The 14,917-nt window shown below is 69.1% G+C and carries 15 protein-coding genes; 4 read left to right on the top strand and 11 right to left on the bottom strand.

All coding sequences use genetic code 11. The annotated features are described in order from the left end of the window. Positions 1-6: 6 nt before the first annotated feature. On the bottom strand, positions 7-672 hold the full coding sequence (locus ACWDXS_RS11055) for a response regulator transcription factor (RefSeq protein ID WP_358105204.1): 666 nt from the start codon (positions 670-672) through the stop codon (positions 7-9). 9 nt (positions 673-681) lie between these two features. Next, the gene (locus tag ACWDXS_RS11050; protein WP_449964470.1) at positions 682-1,845 is read right to left on the bottom strand and encodes a sensor histidine kinase; all 1,164 of its coding nucleotides are present in this window, start codon (positions 1,843-1,845) and stop codon (positions 682-684) included. Between the two features lie 167 nt (positions 1,846-2,012). Here ACWDXS_RS11050 and ACWDXS_RS11045 point away from each other — a divergent pair, with 167 nt between their 5' ends. Together ACWDXS_RS11045 and ACWDXS_RS11040 are read left to right on the top strand one after the other, a co-directional pair. Continuing rightward, a complete protein-coding gene (locus ACWDXS_RS11045; RefSeq protein ID WP_379317129.1) occupies positions 2,013-2,774 on the top strand; it encodes a hypothetical protein in 762 nt (253 codons plus the stop codon). Between the two features lie 40 nt (positions 2,775-2,814). Further along, positions 2,815-3,246 (top strand): SRPBCC family protein, encoded by a 432-nt coding sequence (locus ACWDXS_RS11040; protein ID WP_449964467.1) that lies wholly within the window; start codon positions 2,815-2,817, stop codon positions 3,244-3,246. An 84-nt stretch (positions 3,247-3,330) separates the two neighbouring features. Here the strand turns inward: ACWDXS_RS11040 and gatA are convergent, their stop codons facing one another. After that, entirely contained in the window at positions 3,331-4,818 is a 1,488-nt protein-coding gene (gene gatA, locus ACWDXS_RS11035) for an Asp-tRNA(Asn)/Glu-tRNA(Gln) amidotransferase subunit GatA (protein ID WP_449964464.1), read from the bottom strand. Beyond that, complete coding sequence (gatC, locus tag ACWDXS_RS11030) at positions 4,815-5,111, bottom strand: Asp-tRNA(Asn)/Glu-tRNA(Gln) amidotransferase subunit GatC (protein ID WP_101466314.1); 297 nt, start codon at positions 5,109-5,111, stop codon at positions 4,815-4,817. Before gatC ends, gatA begins: the two co-directional genes overlap by 4 nt. A 299-nt stretch (positions 5,112-5,410) precedes the next feature. On the opposite strand from gatC, the gene ACWDXS_RS11025 reads away from it, so the two are divergent. Continuing rightward, on the top strand, positions 5,411-6,061 hold the full coding sequence (locus ACWDXS_RS11025; protein WP_358105186.1) for an ACT domain-containing protein: 651 nt from the start codon (positions 5,411-5,413) through the stop codon (positions 6,059-6,061). Between the two features lie 5 nt (positions 6,062-6,066). Here ACWDXS_RS11025 and ACWDXS_RS11020 read toward each other — a convergent pair whose 3' ends face one another. The 3 genes from ACWDXS_RS11020 to ACWDXS_RS11010 form a co-directional block, all read right to left on the bottom strand. Continuing rightward, positions 6,067-6,582, bottom strand: a complete 516-nt coding sequence (locus ACWDXS_RS11020) for a GNAT family N-acetyltransferase (RefSeq protein WP_378991590.1) — start codon at positions 6,580-6,582, stop codon at positions 6,067-6,069. A 70-nt stretch (positions 6,583-6,652) separates the two neighbouring features. After that, the gene (locus tag ACWDXS_RS11015) at positions 6,653-6,997 is read right to left on the bottom strand and encodes a hypothetical protein (protein ID WP_378991589.1); all 345 of its coding nucleotides are present in this window, start codon (positions 6,995-6,997) and stop codon (positions 6,653-6,655) included. A gap of 20 nt (positions 6,998-7,017) precedes the next feature. Further along, the gene (locus ACWDXS_RS11010; RefSeq protein WP_378991587.1) at positions 7,018-8,196 is read right to left on the bottom strand and encodes an AAA family ATPase; all 1,179 of its coding nucleotides are present in this window, start codon (positions 8,194-8,196) and stop codon (positions 7,018-7,020) included. A 202-nt stretch (positions 8,197-8,398) separates the two neighbouring features. Between ACWDXS_RS11010 and ACWDXS_RS11005 the strand changes: the two genes are divergently transcribed. Next, the gene (locus tag ACWDXS_RS11005; RefSeq protein WP_358105177.1) at positions 8,399-8,752 is read left to right on the top strand and encodes a hypothetical protein; all 354 of its coding nucleotides are present in this window, start codon (positions 8,399-8,401) and stop codon (positions 8,750-8,752) included. A gap of 15 nt (positions 8,753-8,767) precedes the next feature. On the opposite strand, the gene ligA is transcribed toward ACWDXS_RS11005, so the two are convergent. The 4 genes from ligA to ACWDXS_RS10985 all read right to left on the bottom strand — a co-directional run bounded on the left by ligA (position 8,768) and on the right by ACWDXS_RS10985 (position 14,597). Beyond that, positions 8,768-10,909, bottom strand: coding sequence for an NAD-dependent DNA ligase LigA (gene ligA, locus ACWDXS_RS11000; protein WP_449964458.1), 2,142 nt, complete (start codon positions 10,907-10,909; stop codon positions 8,768-8,770). Positions 10,910-10,998: 89 nt separating this feature from the next. Next, entirely contained in the window at positions 10,999-12,057 is a 1,059-nt protein-coding gene (locus ACWDXS_RS10995) for a methionine synthase (RefSeq protein WP_449964765.1), read from the bottom strand. 201 nt (positions 12,058-12,258) lie between these two features. Further along, positions 12,259-13,377 (bottom strand): tRNA 2-thiouridine(34) synthase MnmA, encoded by a 1,119-nt coding sequence (mnmA, locus tag ACWDXS_RS10990; protein WP_449964455.1) that lies wholly within the window; start codon positions 13,375-13,377, stop codon positions 12,259-12,261. Continuing rightward, a complete protein-coding gene (locus ACWDXS_RS10985; RefSeq protein WP_378991581.1) occupies positions 13,377-14,597 on the bottom strand; it encodes a cysteine desulfurase family protein in 1,221 nt (406 codons plus the stop codon). Before ACWDXS_RS10985 ends, mnmA begins: the two co-directional genes overlap by 1 nt. Between the last annotated feature and the right edge of the window lie 320 nt (positions 14,598-14,917).

Genomic DNA, 14,917 nt, shown 5'->3' with positions numbered 1-14,917 from the left:
ACCGGCTCAGCCGGGAACGACCAGGCCGGATTCATACGCCAGGACCACCGCCTGGGCGCGGTCGCGCAGCCCGAGCTTCGAGAAGACCTTGGAGACATGGGTTTTCACGGTCTGCTCGGCCACGAACAGCGCCGCGGCGATCTCGGTGTTCGACAACCCCTTGGCCACCAGTTCCAGCACCTCGCGTTCACGGGGGGTCAGGGTGCCGAGCGCGGGCGCCGGGGCTGCCCGCACGGTATTGCGCCTGCGGGTGACGTCGGCGATGAGCCTGCGGGTGATCGTCGGCGCGAGCAGCGCCTCACCGTCGGCGACCACCCGCACCGCACGCACCAATTCCTCGGCGGGCGCGTCCTTGAGCAGGAACCCGCTCGCCCCGATGCTCAGTGCCTCGTAGACGTAGTCGTCGATGTCGAAGGTGGTGAGCATGAGCACCCGTACCGGCGGATCGAGATTCGCGGTGAGGATCGCGCGGGCGGCGTCGAGACCGTTCATCTCCGGCATCCGCACATCCATCAGCACCACGTCGGGACGCAGCCGCTTGGCCTCGGCCACCGCCACCTTGCCGTCGGGCGCGTCGCCGACGACGCTGATATCGGTCTGCGCACCCAGCAGGGCGCCGAAACCCTGGCGCACCATCGCCTGGTCGTCGGCGATCAAAACGGTAATAGCCACCCAGTCACCCTAGTGGGTGGGCAATCTCACCGAGACCTCGAATCCGCCGCTGAGCGTGGGCGCCGCGTGCAGCTCACCGCCGACCGCGACCACGCGGGTGCGCATGCCGTCGATGCCGTGACCACCGCCCGCACCGGGCTGGGGCACCGTGGCGGTCGCCGCGTTGTGCACGCTCACGCTCACCTCCCCGGGATCGACCGCCACCGCGACGTGCACCGCGGCACCCGGTGCGTGCCGGGCGCAGTTGGCCATCGACTCCTGCACGACCCGATAGACGACCAGCCCGGTCGTCTCCGGCACCGATTCCAGATCCCCGGTCACCGTCCAGTCGACGGGCAGACCCGCACGCAGAGCCGACGCGCACAGGGCGGGCACGTCCGAGGCGCGCGGCTGCGGCGCGTGTTCGGGCAGCTGGCCGTCACTGCGCAACACCCCGAGCAGGCCCCGGATCTCGTTGAGCGCGGTGCGGGCGGTGGCGCCGATCGACTCGAACTCGGCGCGCGAGGCCGGGTCGAGGTCGTCGATCCGGTACGGCGCGGTCTGCGCCTGCACCACGACCATCGACATGTGGTGGGCGACCACATCGTGCAGGTCACGGGCGATGCGGGCCTTCTCCTCGAGGATCGCCCGGCGCGCGCGCTCGAGCTCGGTCACCTCTTCCTGCCGCTCGAGCTTGCGCCGCGAGGCCAGCAGGATCCGCACGAGATAGCCGAACAGGGCCAGCGCGCCGAACCCCATCGCCCAGCCCCACAGCGGACCGGTGTCCGAGCCGGGCATCGTCGTGGCGAACAGCATCGAGGTGGCCGCCCAGGCGACGACCACGATCGGCACCGAGGCCCGCAGCGCCACCGCGAACAACAGCACGAACAGCACGATGATGTGCACGACCTGGAAGGGCAGATCGTTGTCGGCACCCGGCTGCATGCCGATCGAGAACAGCAGCGCGGCGCCGGCGGAGATCGCCCACCCCATCGCCGGGTTGACCCGCACGAACAGGATGGGGAAGGCCGCCAGGGCCGACAGCAGGGGCGCGGTGACCGGCGAGACCTCGTGGGTGACGAACAACGTCGGCCACGCGATGCTGTACAAAATCAGCGCGACCAGCACCGTTGCGAAGTCGAACCAGGTGCGCGCGGGTATTCCTCGCGCGGCGGGGCGCAGTGGTGCGGTCATGACAGTGAGCCTACGAACCGTCCGGTCAGCGGACCTCATACCCACGAACCGAATACGACCCCCTACCCTGGTGTGACCCCGGCGCCGGGCCTGCCACCCGCGCGCCCCGATAAACAAGTCCGTAGCGGGATGCCCGCCGCGTGACCCGCTCCTTACCGTCGGAGGCCATGAACACCCCGCTTCGCCCGGTACCCGCCGCTGCTCGGGCCCGTACCGCAGATTCCGCCGCCTCCGCGCCGTCCCCCGATTCCGCGCAGCACCGCCGTCGTAGCGGTGTCGCGCTGTGCACGGCCGGGCTGGCCATGGCCGCCGCCGTGGTCATGTCGGCACCGGGCGCCATGGGCGGCACCACCCCGGCCGGCAGCGAGAACGTCGCGGCCGCCGCCGCGGTCCGCGCGCTCATCGACGACAGCCCGGATGCCACCTCGCTCATCCCCCGCGATTTCGGCTACAAGTTCGGTTACGACCCCGTCCAGCTGGACGGCTTACTGGTGAACCCGAACGGCGGCTGCTCCTCACCGGTGACGCTGCCCGCCGAGTTCGAGTCGGCGTGTAAGGCGCACGACCTGGGCTACGACGTACTGCGCTACGCCGAGCGGGTCGACGAACCCCTCGGCGGGTGGGCGCGCCGCTCGGTGGACGCGGCGCTGAACCGGCGCATCCACGCCTCGTGTCAGCTGCGCGACGACGAGTTCTCCCGGGCTCGCTGCGGCGTGATGGCCGATATCGCGTTCACCGCCGTGGACGTGAACTCGCGGCGTCAGGAGTACGGCGCACCGGTGGTCGAGAACGTCTTCGCCCAGACCGACCCGGCCGACCGGCCCAACCTCTGGCCGCTCGCGCGCACCGTCCTCGGGTTGTTCGCGGTGACAGCGGCTTCGGCCGTGATCATCGACGCGCTGCGCAAGTTCCGCCGGCGCTTCGTCTGATGCGGTTGCCGAAAACTAGAACATGTCCTAGTTTTCACACATGTCTCTAGTCATCGACGAAACGATCGAGATCGACGCCCCCGCCGCGAAGGTGTGGGAGGTGCTCACAGATTTCGAGCGCTACGGCGAGTGGAACACCTTCTGCTACGAGGCGTCGAGCACGCTGGAACCGGGCTCGCCCATCGACATGCGGGTCCAGCTGGGCAGCAACCGTCGTCCGCAGCGGGAATGGATCCGTACCCACACCCCGGGCGTCGAGTTCAGCTACACCATGAAGCCGGTGCCGCTGGGCGCACTGCACAGCCTGCGCTCACACACCGTCGTGCCCCTCGGTCCCGACCGGTGCCGCTACGAGTCCCGGTTCACCCTCGCCGGTTGGTTCAGCCCCGTGGTTTCAGTGGCGCTCGGCAAGCATCTGAGGGCCGGCTTCACCGCGATGACGGCGGGCGTCGGCCGCCGCGCGGTGGCGTAGACACCCACCACCGGCGGGCACACCGCCACAAGCGGGGCGTACCAGGTTCTGTCGAACCGGCACGCCCCGCTCGGGGAGAATTTCTCAGACCGCGCTCGGGCTCGGCAGCGCGCCGCGCGCCACCTCGTAGGCCGCGCCCACCCGGTACAGGCGGTCGTCGGCCAGCGCGGGCGCCATGATCTGCAGACCCACCGGCAGGTTGTCGTCGGCCGACAGACCCGACGGCACCGACATGCCGGGATGACCCGCCAGGTTGGTCGGCAGGGTGCACAGGTCCGACAGGTACATGGCCAGCGGGTCGTCGACCTTCTCGCCCAGCTTCCACGGGGTGAACGGGCTGGTCGGCGAGACGAGCACGTCGACCTGCTCGTAGGCGGCGTCGAAGTCGCGCGCGATCATCGTGCGAACCTTCAGCGCCTGGCCGTAGTAGGCGTCGTAGTAGCCCGCCGACAGCGCGTAGGTGCCGATCATGATGCGGCGCTTGACCTCCGGACCGAAACCGGCCTCGCGGGTCAGCGACATCACCTGGTCGGCGCTGTGGCTGCCGTCGTCACCGACGCGCAGGCCGTAGCGCATGGCGTCGAAGCGCGCCAGGTTCGACGACACCTCCGACGGCATCACCAGGTAGTACGACGACAGCGCGTACTCGAAGCTGGGGCACGACACCTCGACCACCTCGGCGCCCAGTTCCTTCAGCACCGCGACGGCGGCGTCGAAGGAGGCGATGACGCCGGATTGGTAACTGTCGGAGTGCAATTCACGCACCACACCGACGCGCACGCCCGTCAGGTCACCGTTGGCGCCCTGCTTGGCGGCGGCCACCACCGGTGCCACCGGAACATTGCGCGAGGTGGAGTCGCGCGGGTCGTGCCCGGCGATCACCTCGTGCAGCAGCGCGGTGTCGAGCACGGTGCGACCACACGGACCACCCTGATCCAGCGACGACGCGCACGCGATCAGGCCGTAGCGCGAGACGGTGCCGTAGGTGGGCTTCACCCCGACCGTCGCGGTGACCGCGGCGGGCTGACGAATCGAGCCACCGGTGTCGGTACCGATCGCCAGCGGCGCCTGGAACGAAGCCAGCGCCGCCGCCGAACCGCCACCGGAACCACCGGGGATGCGGGTGGTGTCCCACGGGTTGCGGGTGGGACCGTAGGCGGAGTTCTCGGTGGAGGAGCCCATCGCGAACTCGTCCATGTTGGTCTTGCCGAGAATCGGGATGCCCGCGGCGCGCAGCCGTGCGGTGACCGTCGCGTCGTACGGCGACATCCAGCCCTCGAGGATCTTCGAGGCACAGGTGGTCGGCATGTCGGTGGTGGTGAAAACGTCCTTGAGCGCCAACGGAACTCCCGCCAGCGACGAGGCGGGCGTTTCGCCCGCGGCGAGCGCGGCGTCGACCACGGCGGCCGCGGCGAGGGCTTCGTCGCCCGCCACGTGCAGGAAGGCGTTGAGCTCACCGTCGACCTTGCCGATGCGATCCAGGTGCGCCTGGGTGACCTCGGTGGAGGTCACCTCGCCGCCGTGGATCTTGCTCGCCAGCTCGGCAGCCGACAGCTGCGTCAACTCGCTCATTCGCCCTCTCCCAGGATCTGCGGGACCAGGAAACGCTGTTCTTCCACGGCGGGCGCCTGGTCCAGCGCCTGCTCGGGGGTGAGACCGGGCGTGACCACATCGGGCCTGGTCACATTGGTCGTCGGATTCGGCGACGCGGTGGCGGGGACGTCGGCGGCGACCTCGGTGATGGTCTGCACGTGGCTGAGGATCGAATCCAGCTGACCGGCGAACTGGTCGAGTTCGGCGTCGGTCAACGCCAGCCGGGACAGCCGGGCGAGGTGAGCGACCTCGTCACGGGAGATTGCGGGCACCGCGGGACCCCTTTCGGCTTCGGTGGGCAGTATCGGTACAGCCTAATTCACACGGTCGCGAAGCAATCCACAGCCTGCGCATGGCCGGAGCGCAGGCGGAGGTACGCCTGATCGGCGCGTCATATCGGTTTCGACGCGCCCGCCCCCGCGGCTCGGACGCACCCGCCGCACACGAAAGTTCGCGCATGTCGCGCCGATGGGGTCATACTTCGGGTCGAGAACCCGCGTTCAGGGGTGTAAGTATTGCTTCACCGGGTATTCGTCTCGAACAACCCCGGCCGTTATGGAAAGGAACGCACGTGTCATACCTGCTCCGCGTGCAACTTCCGGATCGACCGGGAAGCCTCGGCTCCCTCGCACTCGCCCTCGGCGGGGTCGGCGCGGACATTCTCTCGCTCGATGTCGTGGAACGCGGCGCCGGGTTCGCGATCGACGATCTCGTCGTCGAAGTGCCTACCGGCGCACTGCCCGACACCCTCATCACCGCCGCGGAGTCGGTGCGCGATGTGAGCGTCGACTCCATTCGCCCGTACTCCGGCGTGCTCGACACCCACCGCGAGCTCGAGCTGATCGACCAGGTCGCCAGTGCTCGCGACGACCGGCTCCAGGTACTCGTCGACGGCTGCCCGCGGGTGCTGCGCGTCGGCTGGTCCACGATCATCGGCCTCGGCCCGGCAGGCGCCTACCGCATCGTCGGTAGCCCGAGTGCCCCTGAGACACAAGCGGGTTCGGCCCCGTGGATGCCCATCGAGAAGCCGATGTGGCTCGACGGTGAGGCCGAATGGGTGCCCGAGATCTGGCGCGACATGGACACCAAGCTGGCCGCCGCGCCGCTGGGCAACACCGGCAGGGCACTGCTCCTCGGTCGCCCCGGTGGGCCCGACTTCCGGCCGTCGGAGGTGGCGCGGCTCGGCTACCTCGCCGGCATCGTCGCCACCGTCCTGAACTGATCGGGTCAGCGCAGCGCGAGCCGCATCACGAACAGTTGCAGTCCGTCGTGGGTGGCCCAATCACGTTCGGGCACACCGACGAAGCCGAGGCGCTCGTAGATTCGGTGGGCGTCGACCATCGAGAACATCGTGGTGAGCGCGACTGCGTCGAAACCGCCTGATCTCGCCTCGTCGACGACGGCGCGAACCAGCGCGGTGCCGACACCGAGTCCGCGTGCCCGCTTGGATACCGCGAGCATCCGGAACTCGAGTTCGCCGGGCTGAGCGATCTCCGCGTAGGGCGTGCCGGGCTTCGCGACGGTGAGCGAGCCGACGACCGCACCGTCGTGCACGGCGACGAGGACCTCGGCCTCGGCGGCCCGGTGCGCCACGTCGGCGAGTTCCCGCACGTAATCGTCCCCGTCGGGGACATAGCCGTCGCCCACGTACACCTCCACAGTCAGCGCGGCGACCGCGTCGTATTCGTCGGGGTGGGCGGGGCGGATCAGGAGTCCGGTGGTCTGCTCATCGGTACCGTGCATCCCCGAATGCTCCCATCTGGACGCTTGTGAGCTCCGACTCACCCATGCCCGGCGAGGTCGGTGAGGTCGCTCAAGAGCCGAGGTAGGGGCGCAAGCCGGGGTGCTCGGCGTGCCAGTCGTCGGGGTTGTGCGGTGGGTAGGCCACGGCGAGGTGGTCGCCGGGTGCGGGCCAGTGTGCGGCGTCCCAGGCGAAGCGGCGGTAGACGACCTTGCCGGTGATCGACGGACCGGTGACGGTGCCGGTGATCGTCACGTAGTGCTCGCCGGTCATCGCGGGCAGCGGGCTGACACCGGTCACGTAGAGCGACCCGTGTTCGAGGTTCGCCCTTCCCCGGCCGGTCCGGCCGGAGACGACGGCCGCGATCGTCACCACCAGCATCGTCACCAGCGCTACCGCCATCACCACTTCGAGCATGCGCCCATGCTATGCCCCGCTCACAGCGGCGTGAGTTCGCTGACCCCCAGTGCACGGCGCACCTGCCACACCGCCGTGCGGGTGCGCTGGGAGCGGCCGTTGCCGCGGTCGATCAGCGCTCGATCGGCGGTGGTGTAGATCAGTTGTGCGCCACGGGAATTGGTCTCCGGGTTCTGGAACAACTGGACGAGGCGGTCGGTCTCCTCGACCGGCAGGCCGACGCCGAGATCGTCGACCGCGAGCACCTGGCCGGTGTCGAGAGCCTCCAGCATGGCCGGCAGTACGCGCAGCAGCGAACGGGTGGCGGTGGATTCGTCGGCCAGTTCGAACGGGACGTCGATGCCCTCGTGCACCAGGCTCAGCCCCGCGCCACGGCGGTCGACCATGCGCCGGTACAGCGCGTCCCGCGCCGCGCGCAGGGTGCTCAGCTCGCGATCCACGAGAATCTGCTCGGGGTGGTCGAGATGGCCTGCCAGCGCGCCGATCTCGGCGTCCAGATCACGCAGGTAATCCGCGTACATCGGATCGTGTTCGGCGACGAGCAGATCCTCGATCCCGAGATCGGCGGTGCGCAGCAGCATCAGCAGACGCGCCGCGTTGTCGGGCGAGCGGGAGATATGGCTGCCGAGATCGTGCGCGAGCGCGTCGGTGTCGACATCGCCCTGCTGCACAGTCAGATTCGCCGCGAACCACCGGTACGCGGGCACTAGCGCCTCGGCGTACATCTGCCCCGCCAAGCTCAGCAGCAGCGCGTTCGGCCGCAGCAACGGCACCAGCGCCGCCACCCCGTACCGGGCCGCTTCGAACATCGGCCCGATCTTCACCTCGTCACCCCGGCGTTCGAACACGATCCGCTTGCGCGACCGTGGATGGGTGTAGAGCCACTCCGCGACCACGTCGGCGTTGTCGAGCCGGAACCCGTAGGTGTAGGGCACGCCCTCGGCGACGAATCCGGCGACGAATTCCGTCGGCCGCTCGGCGAACCCGAGATGCGGTCGCCGCACCGGGCCCGCGTAGGGGTCCCATCCGCTCACGGAATTCAGGACCGCGTCCCGCATCTGCCCGATCGCGTCGATCACGCTCGTCTTCCCGGCCGCCGCCACCCCGTGCACCGCGGTCACCGGCACCGCCAACGGCCCGCCTGCCCCCTTGGTCAGCCGCAACTGCTGAGCCTCCGCCAGCGATCCATGATTGGTCACCTGAAAACTGCGCAGCAAGGGTCCGCCTCTCCGAGATTCTTGGCAAGACTAAGGGACACGGGGGCTCGCCCACGCAGCAGCCTGATCCGGTGAACGGCAGCACCGATCCCGCGCGTGTTCGGTTCGGACGCACTAAGGTGCTGGACACTGCGGCTGGTTCGTCGCAGGTTCGGCGGTCGGCGATGAGGGATGGGTGCGCGTAATGGCGGTTCGGGTAATTGTTCGCGGAGTTGTCGTTGCCGCGGTGACCGCGGGAGCGCTCGTGCCCGCGGCGCTGGTGAGTGCGCCCAGTGCGCTGGCCGATCCGTGCCCGACGGGAACCGCGCGGGTGTTCCTGGGGAACTCGACCAACTCGTGTCAGGGCGCGGGGTCGGTGTCCTACACCGACGCTCCGGTGTCGAAGGTGTGCTCGATGGCGAGCACCGATGTGACGGTGGAGATCCAGACCAACATCAAGAAGCGGCCGTTGCGTACCCAGGAGCTCAGCAACGGGCAGTGCGCGTCGTTCGACATGAAGACCCAGATCGGCAACACGGTCACCGTCACCCCGAACTGACGCGAACCCGACTGTTCACGTCGCCGGGCTCGGCTGGTCCGCCACGAGCGGATCCTCCTCCGGTGCGACCCTGACCGCGTCGGGGCCGCCCTCCAGCAGTAGCCGGAAGCCGTCTTCGTCGAGGATCTGGACGCCCAGCTCTTCGGCCTTGGCCGCTTTCGAACCGGGCGCCTCGCCGATCACCACGAACGCGGTCTTCTTCGACACCGAGCCCGCCGCCTTGCCGCCGCGAACGAGGATCGCCTCCTTCGCGCCGTCGCGGCTGAAGGTCTGCAGGGAGCCGGTGACGACGATCGACAGGCCGTCGAGGTTGCGTTCGATGGATTCGTCACGCTCGTCTTCCATCCGCACCCCGGCCGCTCGCCACTTGTCGACGATCGCGCGATGCCAGTCGACGGTGAACCATTCCACGACCGCGGCGGCGATAGTGGGGCCGACCCCGTCGGTGGCTGAAAGTTCTTCTCCTGTCGCGGATTCGATGCGCTCGAGGTCCGCGAACTCGGCGGCCAACGCACGGGCCGCGGTCGGGCCGACATGGCGGATGGACAACGCGACGAGCACCCGCCACAGCGGAGTGTCCTTGGCCGCTTCGAGGTTCGCGAGCAGGCGGGCACCGTTGGCCGAGAGGGTGCCGTCCTGTTTGGTGAACAGCGGCACGCCGAGCAGATCCTGCGCGTCGAGGGCGAACAGGTCGCCCTCGTCGGTGATCGCGCCCGAGGTGAGCAGGTCGTTGGCGGCTTCGTAGCCGAGGGCCTCGATGTCGAAGGCACCGCGTCCGGCCAGGTGGAAGACGCGTTCGCGCAGCTGGGCCGGGCAATGCCGCTGGTTGGGGCAGCGGATGTCGGCGTCGCCCTCCTTGGCGGGGGCGAGTTCGGTGGCACACTCGGGGCAGTGCGTCGGCATGACGAATTCGCGTTCGGCACCGGTACGCGCGTCGACGACGGGCCCGAGGACCTCGGGAATCACATCACCGGCCTTGCGGATCGTGACGGTATCGCCGATGAGCACACCCTTGCGCCGCACTTCGGAGGCATTGTGCAGGGTCGCCATCGACACGGTCGAGCCGGCGATCGAGACCGGCGCCATCACCGCGAACGGGGTGACCCGACCGGTGCGGCCGACGTTGACCTCGATGTTGAGCAGCGTGGTGGTGGCCTCTTCGGGCGGGTACTTGTAGGCGATGGCCCAACGTGGGGCACGGGAGGTGGAGCCGAGGCGGCGTTGCAGGGCCGTCTCGTCGACCTTGATCACCTGACCGTCGATCTCGTGCTCGATGTCGTGGCGATGTTCGCCCCAGTAGGCGACCCGCTCGATGACCGCGTCGATGCCCTCGACCAGGCGGGTGTGGGCCGAGACCGGCAGGCCCCAGGCAGCCAGTGCCTGGTATGCCTCGTGCTGGGAGGCCGGGCGGTATCCCGCGATGCGGCCGAACCCGTGGCAGATCATCCGCAGCCGACGCTGGGCGGTGATCGCGGGATTCTTCTGGCGCAGCGAACCGGCGGCGGTATTGCGCGGATTCGCGTACGGCGGTTTGCCCTCGGCGACGATCTGAGCGTTCAACGTCTCGAAGTCCTCGAGCCGGAAATACACCTCGCCGCGTACTTCCAGGAGCTCCGGGATCGGGAATTCCTCGGTCGGGGTGAGCTCGGCGGGGATGTCTTCGATGGTGCGCGCGTTGAGGGTGACGTCCTCCCCGGTGCGCCCGTCACCGCGAGTCGCACCGCGCACCAGCTTGCCGTTCTCGTACACGAGGTTCAACGCGACGCCGTCGATCTTGACTTCGCACAGATAGTGCAGCCCGGACCCGGTTTCGGCTTCGACCCTGCTCGCCCAGGTGCGCAGCTCGTCGTAGTCGAACACGTTGTCCAGCGACAGCATCCGCTCGAGATGATCGACCGCGGTGAACTCGGTCGCGAATCCGCCGCCGACCAGCTGCGTGGGCGAGTCGGGAGTCCGCAGATCCGGATGCGCGTCCTCGAGAGCCTGCAATGCGCGCAGCAACGCGTCGAACTCACCGTCGGTGATGATCGGTGCGTCCCGCAGGTAGTAGCGGAACTGATGCCCACGCACCTCGTCGGCCAACTGTTGCCACTGCACCCGCTGCTCGGGCGTAGCCGCTTCGGCACTCACAGATACCGCGCTGTCGCTGTCACTCACCCACCAGAGATTAGTCGAGCCCACCGACACATCCATGCACGTCGCAGCCGTGCAGGAACGAGATTTCGTGGAGATCGGCGGGAGCTACGTCACCGACGACCGCGGCCCGAGCGCGACTGTTCCGGCCGCTCGACGGTGAGCGACTCCGGGTCCTCGGCGAAAGCGCGGGCAACGTCGGCGGCCAGCGCGAGGGCCTTGCGAGACCACGCGAGCGGAGCGCCCGCCAGACCGCAGGTCGGGGTGACCAGGACTCGAGTGAGGGCCGCACGAGGGAAGCCGAGATCGTCCACGAGCCGGACCGCGGGCTCGGCGGCGGCGCGCCAGGTGAGCGGGCTTGTGGGCGGTTCGGTGGGGACGAGTCCGAGGGCCAGCTTCTTGCCGGAGTCCACGGCTTCGCCGATGTCGTCGAAGTCGGCGGTGGTGATGGCCGACGCGTCGAAGGACAGGGCGGCGGCCGCCGTGCGGCGCAGGGTGGGCAGGGCCGGGCGGGCCGCGCAGGTGTGCAGGATGACCGGTCCCGGTTGGGCGTTGATCACGACGTCGAGAAAGTGGATCGCCTCCGGACCGGGCAGTGCGCGGACGGTGTTGAGCACGCTCGGGCCGGTCAGCGATCCGTCGAGAACCGTCGTCAACTGCGGTTCATCCAGTTGCACAACCACGTTCGCCCCGAGTCGCTTTCCGATCTCGGCGGCGTGCAGGGCCAGGCCCTCGGCCAGCGAGTCCGTGAGGTCGCGCAGCGCACCGCGATCGGTGAGAATGCGATGGCCGCCGGGCAGTTCGACCTCGGCGGCGAGGGTGAGCGGTCCGACCGACTGGATCTTGATCGCCCGGCCGGAGCCGACGAGACCCGCTGTCTCCCAGGCTTCCTCGATCGCGTCGAGATCTACGCGCACGAAGTCGCGGGCCTTCCGCGAGACCGAACCCGGGCGGTCGGCGAGCCGGTAACCGCGGGTGGTCGCGTCGAACCGCAGATCCACCAGGAGCGCGGAGGCGCGTCCGATCATGTCGGCGCCGATCCCGCGTTCGGGGAGTTCGACGAGGTGGGGCAGTTCCGGCAGTTCACCGATGATGGTGGTCGCCGCCTCGAGTGGATCGGTGCCCGGCCAGGAACCGAGACCGGTGGCGAACGCCCCGGCGAGCAAGTCCACCGGCTCCGCCGCGGCCGGGTCGCCGGACTGCTCACTGCCACGCCACAACGTCACGCGCTCAACACCTTTCGTGTCGTCTGGGTCAGTGGTCCACACCGGATCGGCGTCGACCACCACGAACCGTGCGCCGCACCACGGCGCGGGCCGTCACCCGTCATCCTGCCGTGCGCGCCGACTGTTGGCACACCCGCCACGACACGATCAGGCTGTCGCCGCCGACGAATCGGACTCGATGCCCGCGGCACGGTCGGTGCCGTTGATGGTGCCGCTGCCGATCACGGTGTCGCCGCCGTCGGCATCGGGCAGGTACAGCACGATGGCCTGGCCCTTCGCGACGCCGGTGAGCGGCTCACGCAACCTGGCGACGAAGCCGTCGCCCTCGGGCTCGACCACGGCCGGCGCGGTCCCGCCGTGCGCGCGCACCTGCACGACGCACTCGACCGACGAGGCCGGGCGCACGCCGGAAGTCCAGATCGCGCGGTCGGCGGTGACGATGTCGACCTGTAGATCCTCGACCGAACCGACCTTGACGGTCCCCGAATCGGGATCGATCCCGGTCACATACCGCGGCTTGCCGTCGGCGGCGGTGTGGCTCAGGCCGAGGCCCTTGCGCTGACCGACGGTGAACCCGTGCACACCCTCGTGACTACCGAGCACCGTGCCGTCGGAATCGACCAGCGCACCGGGCCGGATGCCGATCTTGGCACCGAGGAAGGCGCGAGTATCCCCGGACGGGATGAAACAGATGTCGTGGCTGTCGGGCTTGTTCGCCACCGCCAGCCCCCGTTCGGCGGCTTCCTCGCGGATCCGCGGCTTGGGGGTGTCGCCGACCGGGAACATCGCCCGCGCGAGCTGTTCGGCGGTGAGCACCGCCAACACGTAGGACTGGTCCTTGTCCGCGTCGACAGCACGACGCAGCACGCCCTCGTCGAGCCGCGCGTAATGCCCGGTCACCACCGCGTCGAAGCCCAGCGCCTGCGCGCGATCGGCCAGCGCGGAGAACTTGATCTTCTCGTTGCAGCGCAGACACGGGTTCGGGGTCTCCCCCGCGGCGTAGGCGGCGACGAAGTCGTCGATCACGTCTTCCTTGAACCGATCGGCGAAATCCCAGACGTAGAAAGGGATCCCGAGCACATCGGCGGCGCGACGCGCGTCACCGGCGTCTTCCTTGGAGCAGCAACCCCGCGACCCGGTGCGCAGCGTGCCCGGGTTGGCCGACAGCGCCAGATGCACCCCCACCACCTCGTGCCCGGCGTCCACGGCCCGCGCCGCGGCCACCGCGGAATCGACACCACCACTCATCGCGGCGAGAACTCTCATCAGGCACCTCCTCTAGCGCCGGCCAGGCCTGCGGCCCTGGCCCGATCGATGACCTGCGGCAGCACGGTCAACAGTGTTTCGACATCGGCTCCGGTCGACGTGTGACCGAGCGTGAAGCGCAGCGAACTGCGCGCCTGCCACGGTTGCACACCCATCGCGATCAGCACATGGCTGGGCGAGGCGACGCCCGCGTTGCAGGCCGAACCGGTGGAGCATTCGACACCCGCGGCGTCGAGCAGCATGAGCAGCGAGTCACCCTCGCACCCGGGGAACGTGAAGTGAGCGTTGCCGGGCAGTCGTTGCGCGGGCCCGTTGAGCACGGCATCCGGCACCGCGGCCCGCACGCCGTCGATCAGCTCGTCGCGCAACGCCCGCAACCGCTGAGCGCGCCCGGGCAGGTCGGTGACGGCATCGCGCAGCGCGGCGGCCATCCCGATCGCCGCGGCCACATCGGAGGTACCGGAGCGCAGGTCGCGTTCGTGCCCGCCGCCGTGCACCAGCGGCACACACGGCACGCTTCGACCCAGCAGCAGTACGCCGATCCCGTGCGGACCGCCGACCTTGTGTCCGGCCACGCTCAGCGCGGCCAGCCCGCTCGCGGCGAAGTCGACCGGAATCTGGGTCACCGCCTGAATGGCGTCGCTGTGCATCGGGATGTCGAATTCCTGTGCGACAGCGGCCAATTCGGCGATCGGCTCGATGGTCCCGACCTCGTTGTTGGCCCACATCACACTGACCAGCGCCACCTCATCGGCATGCGCGGCGAGTACCTCACGCAGCACCTGCGGCGACACGACACCCTCGGCATCGACCGGCAGCCAGCTGACCTGCGCACCCTCGTGCTTCTCGAGCCACTCGACCGCGTCGAGCACCGCGTGATGCTCGACCGAGCTGGTGACGATCCTGGTACGCCGCGGATCCGCCGCCCTGCGCCCCCAGAAGATCCCCTTGACAGCCAGATTGTCGCTCTCGGTGCCCCCGGAAGTGAAGATCACCTCGGACGGCCGAGCACCCAGATCAGCCGCGATCGACTCGCGCGCCTCTTCCAGCGACCGCCGCGCCGCCCGCCCCGAACCGTGCAGCGAGGACGCGTTGCCGACCGCCCCGAGGGCAGCCGTCATCGCCTCGACGGCGGCGGGCAACATCGGAGTGGTCGCCGCGTGATCGAGGTAGACCGTCTTGGGCGCACCGCTGACCGGACCCGAATAAGCCGACTTCATGACCGACAAAGCCTATACCACCGTTGACCTGGTCATCTTCGGGGTCCACCCCTGCTTCCTACGATTTTTCGACGATTTACCCAGGATCTTCAACCCGAGCGCAGCTGCCGAATATTCCCCAATGCGCCCCACACCAGGTCTTCAACCACGCCAGAGCAGGCACGGAACGCGCGTCAGCATCGTTACTCCACCCGGTGCGACTCGTCCGAGGCATCGCATCCGGGGCCATCAGCTCCCTTCGAATTCACGACAACGACTGCTGGACTCCTGTCGCTCACGGTCCCCGCACGATCGTTCGGCTGCCCTGCTCCACTGCATCG

This window comes from Nocardia sp. NPDC003183 (genome assembly GCF_053590715.1).
Note: the sequence above shows the minus strand (reverse complement) of the source record. Positions and strands in the feature narration are given on the sequence as shown.